The following is a 12,451-nucleotide window of genomic DNA, read 5'->3' on the forward strand; positions in this document are numbered from 1 at the left end:
CCGGGCGTCCGGCCGATCTGCCGGGTACGCGACCCCAACGCAACTCCAAAAGAGTGACGGGGTCACTCCGGCGGCCTCTACGGTCGAGAGCCCGCCGGAGCGGCACCCGGTACACCGAGCCGTCGATCGTGACGGGCACGAGCTGCGGCGTGGTGGGTCACCTGTCGGCTTCCGCGGGCGTCACACCTTCCGGTCGCGGGCGTCACACCTTCCGGTAGTCGTACGCCTCCGAGGCCGCCGCTTGGACCGCGTCCAGGTCGCCGCCCGCCGACGCGGTCACCACCGCGGCCACCGCGCCCTCCAGGAACGGCGCGTCCACCAGCCGTGTTCCTTCCGGGAGTTCGTCGCCCTCGGCCAGCAGCGCCTTCACCGTCAGCACGGCGCTGCCCAGGTCGACGAGCACGGCCACCCCCGTACCCTGGTCGACCGAGGCGGCCGCCGCCGCGATCAGCTCCGAGCTGGTGCCCAGGCCGCCTTCCGTAGTGCCGCCCGCCGACGCCACGGGCGCCGTCGTGCCGCCGCCCGCGAGCCCCGTCGCCAGCTCGGCGACAGCCGCGGCCACCTCCCTGCTGTGCGAGACCAGCACGATCCCGACCGGCTTGGCATCACTCATCCCGCCACCTCCGCCAGCGCGGCGATCAGCAGGGCCGAGGAGGTCGCCCCCGGATCCTGGTGCCCGATGCTGCGCTCACCCAGATAGCTGGCCCTGCCCTTGCGCGCCTGCAGTGGCACGGTCGCGAGCGCGCCCTGCTCGGCCGCTTCGCGCGCCGCCGCGAACGACGCGGTGGTGTCGCCGAGGGCCGCGACCGCCGGCTCGAGCGCGTCCAGCATCGTCTTGTCCCCGGCCTTGGCGCCGCCGAGCTGCGCCACCGCCGCCACACCCACGCCCAGCGCCTCGGCGAACTGCCCGGGCGTGACCTCGGCGTCCTCGCCGAGCGCCTTGCCCGTACGCCGCAGCAGCGTCCCGTACAGCGGACCCGATGCGCCGCCCACCGTAGAGATCAACTGCCGTCCCGCCAGGGTGAGTACGGCCCCGGGTGTCTGCGGCGCCTCCTTCTCCAGGACCGCCGTCACCGCCGTGAACCCGCGCTGGAGATTGCTGCCGTGGTCGGCGTCACCGATCGCCGAGTCCAGCTCGGTGAGACGGTCCGCCTCGCGGTCCACGGAGACTGCCGCGGCCGTCAGCCAGCGGCGGAAGAAATCGGCGTCGAGCACATGAACTCCCTGTGGTGAGTCGGGCCTGGACGGGTCAGCGACCCCAGCGGAGCGCGGGGGTCTGCACCGGCGCGTCCCACAGCCGCAGCAGCTCCTCGTCGACCTGGCACAGCGTCACCGAGCAGCCGGCCATGTCGAGCGAGGTCACATAGTTCCCGACGAGGGTACGGGCCACGACCACGCGACGCTCGGTGAGCACGCGCTGCACCTCGGCATTGAAGCCGTACAGCTCGAGCAGCGGCGTCGCCCCCATGCCGTTGACGAGCACCAGCACCGGGCTTGTCGGCGGCAGATCCTCCAGCACCGCATTGACCGCGAAGTCCGCGATCTCCCGCGACGTCATCATGGCGCGCCGCTCACGCCCCGGCTCACCATGAATGCCGATGCCCAACTCCAGCTCGCCCGACGGCAGATCGAAGGTCGGACTGCCCTTGGCGGGTGTGGTGCTGGCGCTCAGCGCGACACCGAAGCTCCGGGAGCTCTCGTTCACCTGGCGGGCGATCGCCTCGACCCGCTCCAGCGGCGCGCCCTCCTCGGCGGCCGCGCCCGCGATCTTCTCGACGAACAGGGTCGCGCCGGTGCCGCGGCGGCCCGCCGTGTAGAGGCTGTCGGTCACCGCCACATCGTCATTGACCAGAACCTTGGCGACACGGACCCCTTCGTCCTCGGCGAGCTCGGCCGCCATGTCGAAATTGAGCACGTCGCCCGTGTAGTTCTTGACGATGAACAGCACCCCCTCGCCGCTGTTCACGGCGGCGGCCGCCCGCGCCATCTGATCGGGAACGGGAGAGGTGAAGACCTCTCCGGGGCAGGCGGCGGCGAGCATTCCGGGCCCGACGAACCCACCATGCAGCGGCTCGTGCCCCGAGCCGCCCCCGGACACCAGCCCCACCTTCCCGGCGACGGGCGCATCGCCCCGTACGATCACCCGGTTCTCCACGTCCACGGACAACTCGGGATGCGCGGCCGCCATGCCACGGAGCGCGTCCGCGACAACGGTCTCCGGCACATTGATGAGCATCCTCATGACTACCTCCAGGTGAGATTGGCAGGTCGGCCGCGGCCAGTGGCTTCGCTGTCGTACTGGGGAACTGTCGGCTCATACCCAGTATCGAGGGAATTCCGTCCCGGGGCACGGACGACGACGCCGGGTCCGCTCGCCGCCGCGCAGTCCGGGGAGAAGCCGCGCAGTCTGGGGAGAGGGAGAGGCACCATCCCGGGCCCCCGCTGCGGCCCCCGAGGGACGGAGACAGCGATGACCACGGTGGCCCCACTGCTGAACGTCCTGCCGCCCGAAGGCCGCGACAGGATGATGGAACTCGCCACGGAATCAGCCTTCCCGGCCGGCGCCCGCATCTTCGAGGAGGGCTCGCGCGCGGATCGCTTCTGGATCATCCGCTCCGGAGCCGTCGAGCTCGACCTGCACGTTCCGGGACGGCGCGCCGTCGTCGTCGAGCAGCTCGGCCCCGGAGATCTGCTGGGCTGGTCCTGGCTCTTCCCTCCGCGCAGCTGGCATCTGGGCGCCGCGGCGGCCACCCCCGTCCGAGCGCTCGAATTCGACGCCGCGAAGGTGCGCGCCCTGTTCGATGAGGAGCCGGAGCTCAGCCAGGCGCTCACGCTCCGTATTGCCGAGGTGATCGCACACCGGCTCCAGTCCGCCCGCAGCCGCCTGCTCGATCTGTACGGACCCGCCGGCGGCGGAAGCCTGCGTCGCTGACATCGGCCGCACCGCGCCGGCCGATGTCAGCTTCAGCTGCGGCCTCCGGGCATCAGTCCAGGAGGCCCGCCGCATGGTCCGGTACGTACGACTGCAGATCCCGCGGTGGTCGCTGGTAGCCCGTGGCGGGCGGACGCGGCGGGAGCTCCAGTTCCGGTGGCGGCACATCGCGGTACGGCACGGTCGACAGCAGGTGCGCGATCATGTTGAGCCGCGCTCTGCGCTTGTCGTCGCTCTCGACGACATTCCACGGCGCCTCCGCGATGTCGGTATGGACGAACATCTCGTCCTTCGCCCGGGAGTACGCCTCCCAGTGGGTGATCGACTCCAGGTCCATGGGTGAAAGCTTCCAGCGCCGCGTGGGGTCTTCCAGCCGACGCCGGAACCGCTGCTCCTGTACGGCGTCGCTCACCGAGAACCAGTACTTGCGCAGCAGGACCCCTTCCTCGACCAGCATCCGCTCGAAGATCGGGCACTGGTGGAGAAAGCGCTGGTGCTCCTCCTTGGTGCAGAAGCCCATGACGTGCTCGACGCCTGCCCGGTTGTACCAACTTCGGTCGAAGAGGACTATTTCCCCCGCGGCGGGAAGGTGCTCGGTGTAGCGCTGGAAGTACCACTGGGTGCGCTCGCGCTCGGTGGGCTTGGGGAGCGCGACGATACGCGCGACCCGAGGATTGAGATGTTCCGTCACCCGCTTGATCGTGCTGCCCTTGCCGGCCGCGTCCCGTCCTTCGAAGACGATGACAAGGCGGGCGCCCTCGGCGCGAACCCACTCCTGAAGTTTCACCAGCTCCGTCTGCAGCCGGTACAGCTCACGTTCGTACAGCGCACGCGGCATTTTCGCGGGCTGCTTCGGCCCCTTCTTGACTGCCATGCAATGACGTTATGGAGGAAACCATGCGCAAGGTCAAGCGTCAGGACCGCACCGTGCTGGACGCCGAGGAACTGAGGGCCCTCGACGCGCACTGGCGGGCCGCGAACTACCTCGCGGTCGGGCAGATCTACCTGATGGGCAATCCGCTGCTGACCGAGGAGCTGCGGCCGGAGCACATCAAGCCACGGCTGCTGGGCCACTGGGGCACCTCACCCGGCCTCAACCTGGTCCACACCCATCTCAACCGGGTCATCAAGGCCCGCGACCTGTCCGCAGTGTGCATCTGGGGTCCGGGCCACGGAGGTCCCGCCGTGCTCGCCAACTCCTGGCTGGAGGGCAGCTACTCGCAGACGTACCCGGACGTGAGCCGGGACAGGGCCGGCATGGAGCGGCTCTTCCGGCAGTTCTCGTTCCCCGGCGGAGTGCCGAGCCATGTCGCACCGGAGACTCCCGGCTCCATCCACGAAGGAGGAGAGCTGGGCTACTCCCTCGCGCACGCCTATGGCGCCGCGCTCGACAATCCCGGCCTGCTGGTCGCCTGCGTGATCGGCGACGGCGAGGCCGAAACCGGACCGCTCGCGGCCTCCTGGCACTCCAACAAGTTCCTCGACCCCGTGGGCGACGGCGCGGTGCTGCCCATCCTCCACCTCAACGGTTACAAGATCGCCAATCCGACGATCCTCGCGCGGCTGCCCGAGGCAGATCTCGCCGAATTGCTGCGCGGATACGGCCATGAGCCACTCCACGTCACCGGCGACGAACCGGACCAGGTGCACCGGGCGATGGCCGCGGCGATGGACGAGGCGCTGGACCGGATCGCCCGTATCCAGCACGACGCCCGCAGCGGTGGAGAGGCCGAACTGCCGCGCTGGCCGGTGATCGTGCTCCGTACGCCGAAGGGGTGGACCGGGCCCGCCGAGGTCGACGGCGTCCCGGTCGAAGGGACCTGGCGCTCCCACCAGGTCCCTCTCGCCGGTGTACGGGAAAACCCCGCGCACCTCGCCCAACTGCAGGCATGGCTGCGTTCGTACCGCCCCGAGGAGCTCTTCGACGAGTCCGGCAGCCCCCGCCCCGAGGTGCTGGCCTGCGTTCCCGAAGGCCATCGTCGGCTGGGCGCCACACCGCACGCCAACGGCGGGCTCCTCGTCAGGGACCTGCCTGTACCACCGCTGGAACACTTCGCCGTCCCCGTCGACAAGCCGGGTGTCACCCTGCACGAACCCACCGGTGTGCTGGGTGGCCTCCTCGCGCAGCTCATGGCGGACACGGCCGAGCGCCGGGACTTCCGCGTCGTGGGACCGGACGAGACTGCCTCCAACCGGCTGCAGGCCCTCTTCGATGTCACCGGCAAGGCCTGGCAGGCACAGACCACCGCCACCGACGAGCACCTTTCGCGGCAGGGCCGGGTGATGGAGGTGCTCTCCGAGCATCTGTGCCAGGGCTGGCTGGAGGGCTATCTCCTCACCGGCCGGCACGGACTGTTCTCCTGCTACGAGGCGTTCGTCCATATCGTCGACTCGATGGTCAACCAGCACATCAAGTGGCTCAAGACCTCCCGGTCCCTGCCCTGGCGTGCCCCTGTCGCCTCTCTCAACTACCTGCTCACGTCGCATGTCTGGCGGCAGGACCACAACGGCTTCTCGCACCAGGACCCCGGCTTCGTCGACCACGTCCTGAACAAGAGCCCCGAAGTCGTACGGGTCTATCTGCCGCCGGACGCCAACACCCTGCTCTCCGTCGCCGACCACGCACTGCGCAGCCGCGACTATGTCAATGTGATCGTCGCCGGGAAGCAGCCGACCTTCGACTGGCTCTCCCTCGACGAGGCCCGCGCCCATTGCGCGCGCGGCGCGGGTGTGTGGGAGTGGGCCGGAACGGAGAACGGAGAAGGCGAACCGGATGTCGTCCTCGGCTGCGCCGGCGACGTACCCACTCAAGAGGTCCTCGCCGCGGCCGGACTGCTGCGCCGCCATCTGCCGCAGCTTGTGGTGCGCGTCGTCAACGTCGTCGACATGGCCAGGCTGATGCCCCAGGGAGAACACCCGCACGGGATGGCGGACTTCGAGTACGACGCCCTGTTCACCCGAAACAAGCCGGTCGTCTTCGCCTATCACGGCTACCCGTGGCTCATCCACCGCCTGGCCTATCGACGGGCCGGCCACCCGAACCTGCACGTCCGCGGCTACAAGGAGATGGGCACGACGACGACGCCCTTCGACATGGTCGTACGCAACGATCTCGACCGGTACCGGCTCGTCATGGATGTCATCGACCGGGTTCCCGGGCTCGGCGTGCGGGCCGTGGCCGTACGGCAGGCAATGGCCGATGTACGCACCCGCCACCACGCCTGGATCCGCAAGCACGGCGTCGACCTGCCGGAGGTCGCCGACTGGACCTGGGCCGGCTGATCAAAGACGCGGCGAGCGTCCCGCAGCCTGCCCGCTGCGGGACGCAGGGCCGCGGCACCGTGCGACCGGCGCACGGTGCGCAGCGCACTAGGGAAGCGGCTGAGCCGGGTCGAAGTGCAGCCTGGCCCGTACCGTCTCGGGCCCCCGGACCCGCGAGGCGAAGGCGACCAGCTCACAGCTGTTCCTGGGGCGGCAGTCGACCGTACGGCCGTCGATGCTCGTGAACGACACCGACACCGCGATTTCCCGGTCCATACGGCCCTGGTCGGTGGTGCCCGGCGGCCGGCTGCCGGGGCGGCAGCCGAAGGTACTGGTCGAGCCGGTGACGCACTCCAGCACGGAGACGTGGTACTGCGGCTCGTATCCTCGACCGGTCACATGCACCACCTGCCCGTGGAGCAAGTCCCGGTTGGGGTCGGCCCACAGGGTGGGCGCCGCCTCAAGAGGACCGTGCGGCCGGAAACTCAGTGGCACCGTCGTCAGCAGCGCGCCCGCGTTGTCGGTCAGCGCCAGCGAGCACGGGTTGGTCCGAGCCACGGTGCGGCAGTCCACGTCGCCGGACTCGGTGCTCAACCGGGCGTAGAGCTTCTTCGGCGAGACGTCGTACGTCCCGTCGGGCAGCACCCGGAACTGCCGTCGGGTGTCGTCGTCGCATGTGGTCACGCTCGCGGAGGGACCGCATTCCTTGACCCACACGTACTGTTTCGGCGGCCCGCCGGTGATGCGGAAGTTGACGATGTCGCCATCGAGCAGTCCCGTCGTCCGGTCCACCGTCAGCGCGGGTCCCACAGGCGCGGACTCGGCCCATCCCGGCTGGGCGCCCATCAGCGAGAGCAACAGTGCGCCGCAGCCCAGGCCTGCGCCCAGGGCCGCCGCGCGTGCTTTCACCGTCCGTCCTATTGCTGTCATTGCCATCATTGCTGTCGGCCTCCCAGCCTCTGCGAGAACAGTGATCACGCGCACCGCGGAGTGACACACGGCTGCCAGGGGCCCCAGGCTCCGTGCGGAGCCAGTTGAGTGACCTGCCAGAACCGGGTGTCGCGGTTCCACTCATGGACCGTCACATGCAGTCGGCCGCCGGGGAGTTCGGTGACCGTGCTCGGCTGGCTGAGCCCGATATTCGCCTCGGGCACCTTGCCCATCGACTGCACGGGTCCCCAGACGTCCCCCGGGCTCTGCTGGGCACGGACCTCCATCGAGCGGCCGGTCGTCGTGGTCGACGCCAAGGCGTCGAGGCTGCCGTCCCGCTCCTTGAAGAGGACGACCCCTCCCATGTACGGGCCGGGGGCCAGGCCGAAGGGCTCCGGCGCGGTCCACTCCAGGTCGTTGACGTCCTGCACGGAGTGGCAGAACTGGCCGTAGGCGGAGAACAGCAGCTCCACCCGGCCGTCGGCGTTCTCGGCCGCGGTGACGTAGTAGCTCTTCGGCCCGACGGTGGCGGCGCTCACCCGCTCCCAGGAGCCGTACGCGGCCCCGGGGCCGGCCTGCTCCCGATGCCAGACGAACGGCAGGCCCCCCGTCGCGGTGGCGTCATGGAACAGCTGGAACTGGTCGACCCGGCCGTCCGCCCGGGAGACCGGGACCAGGCTGCCCGCCACCGGGCTGCTCGCCAGCCCCCGGGCCGCGTCGTCCGTCCTGCACAACGAGGTGGAGACGGAGGCGGCCTGGGCGCCGGATGGTGCCGGCAAACCGCCCGTACACGCGAGGACCAGCGCGATCACACGGGGTACCACGGGCCTTAACGGTCTTCGTTTCATGAGTAACTTCCCCCCACTTCCTCTGCTCGGCCACATGGATCAACACGGGGCAATCCGTGAGGACTGCCCCGTGCATCCTCCGTGGTCGGCAGGCCGACCGGCCAGGGCGCGATTCGGTCACCGAGCGGACCGGAACCCCCGGCGGCGGCCCAGCTCTTGGGGGCGAGCACCTCAGTCGGACCGGGGGACAAGCACCTCAGTCGGACGTCCCGCACCGCAGCTGGTCGCCGGAGGCCGGCGCGCCTTCGACGCTGCTGCGGTCATGGACGACCTTGACGACCGCGGCCGCCTCGGATCCGACGGCGACGTCGAAGACCTGGCCGTGCCCGGTGAGGGGCTCGAGCCGGGCGCCGGGGAGCGCGGCGGCGAGGGTGGGCGCGAAGCGGGCCCAGTACGGGTCGTAGGTGATGACGGTCGGGCCCTGCGGCCGTGGCGCACCAGGCCGACCCGAGCTGCCCTCCACCGCGAACCCATTCGCGCGAAGCGACTGGGCGACCTCGGGATCGGTGACGCGAAGCCGAATGGTGGACGGCGGGAACTCGACCGGGACGTCCTTGGTGGGCTGGATGCGCGAGTCGTTGATGATCGACCGGTCCGCACGCAGGGCCGCCCACAGTGCGGCGGAGCGTTCCTTGTGCCACAGAAGTGTGGAGCCCCACTGCGGCACGCGGTGGTCGAAGTCCGAAATGGGCACGGTCGCGAACTCCGTCTGCTGTGCGTTCAGCCGGCCCACCACCCAGCCCAGGCCGATGAGGTCACTGAGGCCGGTGTCCGCGTCGGTGCGTACGGACTTCAGCAGCGTGCGGGCCGTGCGGGCCGCGGCAGCCGGGTCGGTAAAGGCTCCTCCGTCCCTCAGCCGGGACATCATCTCGATGAGTACGCGCTGCTGGCGGCGGACCCGGCCCAGATCACCCGGCGGGGAGACATGCCGGGCGCGTACGTAGCGCAGGGCGCGTTTGCCATTCAGCTGGTGCGTGCCCGCAGCCAGTTGCAGCCCCGAATTGAGGTCTGTCAGAGGCTGGTCCGTGCACACCCTCGCTCCGCCGAGGCGGTCCACGGTGTCGGCAAAGCCTTTGAAGCCCGTTTCCAGATAGTGATCGATCCGTAGGCCGGTCGCCTGCTCCACGGTCCGTACGGCCAGATCTCCACCGCCGTGCGCAAAGGCGCCATTGATCTTCCCGGAGTGGCGGGGGTGTGCGTGTTCGGCGAATTCCACATAGGAGTCGCGGGGGATGGAGACCACGCTCATCCGCCGTCCGTTCTCGGCAAGGTGCACGAGCATCATCACGTCTGTGCAGTTGCACTCCCGGCCGTTGACGTGCAGGCGGTTCCGGTCCGTGGCGGAAATGCCGGTACGCCGGTCGATTCCGACGACAAGGATGTTGGTGCCGTTGGCCTGCTGCGTGACCTGGGAAGGCCCGCCAGGGCTGTTCGCCGCCCAGATGGAACTACCCGAAGCGAGCGCGGCGACCACAACTGCCGAGACGGCGAAACTGCGCACAGAGGACTCCTACGACAAGGGTATCGGCCAATTCAATGACGAAATCACGAATTCTGGGCCAAGTCGTGCATTTCGCGGCGAGTCCGTATCGAGGTGTCGGACGACGGCCGCCCACGGGTTCGGCGGGCGGCCGTAGCCGGCCGGCAGGTCAGACGGTGATGATGGCCGGGTCGCTCACGCCGGGCTGACCGTTCTCGACGTGTCCGGCGAACCGGCGCAGGAATGTGCCGTCCTTGTCGGACACCACGGTCAGGTCGTACCAGCGCTTACTCGCACGCAGGTCCACCGTGTGCACCACGCGTCCGCCCTTGCGCACGGTGAACGTCTCGCGCTTTCCGCCGTACGCATTGGTGACCTTCAGGTGGCAGTCGACGGTGCCCGCATTGGTCATCGTCAGCTCGATGCAGCCGCCCGGGACATGGCGGGCCGTCACCTCGGGGCCTGCGGTTTTGCCCGGGCCCCTGAAAGTGCGCAGGAAGCCGTTCGGGCCGAACACCGAGAGGTCGTACACATCCTTCGAGTAGGCCGTGTTCCAGGTGTCGGAGATCTTCTTGCCGGCTTCGGCGGTGTAGGTCCACGGTCCGTCGGTGCGGTTCGCCGACGTGACGGAGAAGCACGCTCCCGCCGTTGCGCCGCCGCTGAAGGTGAGCGTGAAGCGCCCGGTCGCCGGCGTCGCGGCCCCGTCCACCAGCGGTGCGTACTGCAGCGGGCGCGCGGGCCTCGAACCCCGCTCCTGCTTGGGCAGGACCGGGTTGGCAGGCGGCTTCGGCACATAGCTGGGGTGCCGCTCGCGGTCCGGCGGCTCGTATCCGTCGGTGTCCGGGAGCGAGGCGGGCGTGGTGTCCTTGAGCCCGAAGTCGAAGGCCGAGGCGAGGTCGCCGCAGACGGCGCGCCGCCACGGCGAGATGTTCGGCTCGCCAACACCGAATCGGCGTTCCATGAACCGGATGATCGAGGTGTGGTCGAAGACCTCCGAGCACACGTAGCCGCCGGTGCTCCAGGGCGATACGACGAGCATGGGCACACGCTGGCCGAGGCCGTAGGGTCCGGCGGCGTAGGTGCTGTTTCCGCCGAACTGGTCGAGCTTGGCGTCCACGGTGGACAGGCCCTGGGCGGCGGAGGCCGGCGGGTAGGGCGGGGTGATGTGGTCGAAGTAGCCGTCGTTCTCGTCGTACGTGATGAACAGCGCGGTCCTGCTCCACACCTCCGGGTTGGACGTGAGCGCGTCCAGCACCTGCGAGATGTACCAGGCGCCGTAGTTGGCGGGCCAGTTGGGGTGCTCGCTGAAGGCCTCGGGCGCGGCGATCCAGGAGATCTGGGGGAGCTTCCCGGCCTTCACATCGGCCTTGAGGATGTCGAAGTAGCCGTCGCCGCTCTTCGCATTGGTGCCGGTGCGCGCCTTGTCGTGGAGCGGATCGCCGGGCTTGGCATTGCGGTACTTGTTGAAGTACAGCAGGGAGTTGTCGCCGTAGTTGCCGCGGTAGGCGTCCTCGATCCAGCCCCAGGAGCCGCCCGCGTCCAGGCCGTCGCCGATGTCCTGGTAGATCTTCCACGAGATCCCGGCCTGCTCCAGCCGCTCGGGGTATGTCGTCCAGTCGTATCCGGCCTCGTCGTTGCCGAGTACGGGCCCGCCGCCCTTGCCGTCGTTGCCGGTGTGCCCGGTCCACATGTAGTAGCGGTTGGGGTCGGTGGCTCCGATGAACGAACAGTGGTACGCGTCGCACACGGTGAACTTGTCCGCGAGCGCGTAGTGGAACGGGATGTCCTCGCGCGTCAGATACGCCATCGTCCCCGCGGACTTGGCGGGAATCCACTGGTCGTACTTGCCCTGGTTCCAGGCCTTGTGGCCACCCTGCCAGTCATGGTTGAGGCCCTCGATGAACTGCATGCCGAGGTCCTCGGCGTCCGGGTGGTAGGGCAGCACGTCCTTGGTGCCGTCCGACTGGTGCCAGACCGACTTGCCGCCGGGCAGCGTGACGGGACGCGGGTCACCGAATCCGCGTACGCCCTTCAGCGCGCCGAAGTAGTGGTCGAACGAACGGTTCTCCTGCATCAGCACGACGATGTGGTCGACGTCCTTGATGGTGCCGGAGCGGCGGCTGGCGGGGATGGCGGCGGCGCGGTCGATGCTGCTCGACAGGGCCGCGAAGCCGGCGGTCGCGCCGGCGATCTGGAGAAAGCGGCGCCGATTGAGTTCAGGCATGAGAGTGGGCACCTCTTGAAGTGAGGAAACAGGAGTGAGCGGAGTTTCCAAGAGGAGCGACTGGAAGGGAAGGGGCGGTGTCGTCCGTGTGAAAGCAGGAGGTACGCGCCGCGAACAGCGCAGCCGGGCCCGCGCTGGGGCCTGCTGAGGTCTGATGGCGCCGTGGCCAGGGAAAGGAGCGGCGCGGGAGCGGGAAGGTCGGCGTACGCAGAGGGATCTACTCGAAGACACTCCTCAACTACCTTGGGCGGCTGGTGACTTGCGCATATCGTCCGTCTTCACACAGGCGGACCACGCCGCCGGGCTCCGTGGTCCGCCGCGAAACGCTGTTGGGCGCGGATGTTCAGTCGACGGAGCGCTCACTGACGTGGCAGCCGAGAGCCGGCGTTCCGGCCCCGCGGAGACACGGCCAGCGAGAAGGAGTGCCCGGCCGGGTCGGCATAGACACGTACGTCGCGCGGGCCGCCGTTGTCCTTGGTGTCCACCGGCCGGGCGCCGAGGCTGATTGCCTCGCGTTCGGCTTCGTCCATGTCGCCGAGGTCCACCAGGATGCGCAGATGCGCCTGCTGGGAGTCCTCGGGCCGCGGCCAGCTGGGTGGCGCGTAACCGTGATCCTTGCGAATCGCCAGATGTACGCCGTTATGACCGATGACTTCCACGAAGTCGGGGTCGCGCCCGATCCGCAGCTCTGCGTGGAACAGGCCGGCGTAGAACTCCGCCAGTTCTGTGGGCTCGGCACAGTCCAGGACGAGGACACTCGTTTTTTCGACCGTCAT

Annotated in this window: 11 protein-coding genes; 2 read left to right on the forward strand and 9 right to left on the reverse strand. The window is 69.3% G+C overall.

Annotation, left to right across the window (positions count from 1 at the left end):
* Positions 1–202: 202 nt before the first annotated feature.
* The 3 genes from ACFYXH_RS12170 to dhaK are packed head-to-tail and all read right to left on the reverse strand — an operon-like array spanning position 203 to position 2,242.
* A complete protein-coding gene (locus ACFYXH_RS12170; RefSeq protein WP_389561989.1) occupies positions 203–613 on the reverse strand; it encodes a PTS-dependent dihydroxyacetone kinase phosphotransferase subunit DhaM in 411 nt (136 codons plus the stop codon).
* A complete protein-coding gene (dhaL, locus tag ACFYXH_RS12175; RefSeq protein ID WP_389561990.1) occupies positions 610–1,215 on the reverse strand; it encodes a dihydroxyacetone kinase subunit DhaL in 606 nt (201 codons plus the stop codon). Before dhaL ends, ACFYXH_RS12170 begins: the two co-directional genes overlap by 4 nt.
* Before the next feature lie 34 nt (positions 1,216–1,249).
* On the reverse strand, positions 1,250–2,242 hold the full coding sequence (dhaK, locus tag ACFYXH_RS12180; protein ID WP_389561991.1) for a dihydroxyacetone kinase subunit DhaK: 993 nt from the start codon (positions 2,240–2,242) through the stop codon (positions 1,250–1,252).
* Between the two features lie 228 nt (positions 2,243–2,470).
* Between dhaK and ACFYXH_RS12185 the strand changes: the two genes are divergently transcribed.
* The gene (locus ACFYXH_RS12185) at positions 2,471–2,932 is read left to right on the forward strand and encodes a cyclic nucleotide-binding domain-containing protein (RefSeq protein WP_389561992.1); all 462 of its coding nucleotides are present in this window, start codon (positions 2,471–2,473) and stop codon (positions 2,930–2,932) included.
* Between the two features lie 52 nt (positions 2,933–2,984).
* On the opposite strand, the gene ppk2 is transcribed toward ACFYXH_RS12185, so the two are convergent.
* On the reverse strand, positions 2,985–3,806 hold the full coding sequence (gene ppk2 / locus ACFYXH_RS12190; protein WP_389561993.1) for a polyphosphate kinase 2: 822 nt from the start codon (positions 3,804–3,806) through the stop codon (positions 2,985–2,987).
* 23 nt (positions 3,807–3,829) lie between these two features.
* Here ppk2 and ACFYXH_RS12195 point away from each other — a divergent pair, with 23 nt between their 5' ends.
* Positions 3,830–6,214 (forward strand): phosphoketolase, encoded by a 2,385-nt coding sequence (locus ACFYXH_RS12195; RefSeq protein WP_389561994.1) that lies wholly within the window; start codon positions 3,830–3,832, stop codon positions 6,212–6,214.
* Between the two features lie 87 nt (positions 6,215–6,301).
* On the opposite strand, the gene ACFYXH_RS12200 is transcribed toward ACFYXH_RS12195, so the two are convergent.
* The 5 genes from ACFYXH_RS12200 to ACFYXH_RS12220 form a co-directional block, all read right to left on the reverse strand.
* Positions 6,302–7,102 carry a neocarzinostatin apoprotein domain-containing protein gene (locus tag ACFYXH_RS12200; RefSeq protein WP_389561995.1) on the reverse strand — a complete coding sequence of 267 codons (801 nt, stop codon included), beginning with the start codon at positions 7,100–7,102 and terminating at the stop codon, positions 6,302–6,304.
* Positions 7,103–7,167: 65 nt separating this feature from the next.
* Positions 7,168–7,947, reverse strand: a complete 780-nt coding sequence (locus ACFYXH_RS12205; protein ID WP_389561996.1) for a hypothetical protein — start codon at positions 7,945–7,947, stop codon at positions 7,168–7,170.
* A gap of 220 nt (positions 7,948–8,167) precedes the next feature.
* Positions 8,168–9,472, reverse strand: a complete 1,305-nt coding sequence (locus ACFYXH_RS12210) for an LCP family protein (RefSeq protein WP_389561997.1) — start codon at positions 9,470–9,472, stop codon at positions 8,168–8,170.
* A gap of 148 nt (positions 9,473–9,620) precedes the next feature.
* Entirely contained in the window at positions 9,621–11,675 is a 2,055-nt protein-coding gene (locus ACFYXH_RS12215; protein ID WP_389561998.1) for a phosphocholine-specific phospholipase C, read from the reverse strand.
* A 359-nt stretch (positions 11,676–12,034) separates the two neighbouring features.
* Positions 12,035–12,451: a VOC family protein gene (locus tag ACFYXH_RS12220; RefSeq protein ID WP_385301003.1), complete on the reverse strand. Its 417-nt coding sequence runs from the start codon at positions 12,449–12,451 to the stop codon at positions 12,035–12,037.

The sequence above is a fragment of the Streptomyces sp. NPDC002730 genome (assembly GCF_042888805.1).
Lineage (GTDB): Bacteria > Actinomycetota > Actinomycetes > Streptomycetales > Streptomycetaceae > Streptomyces.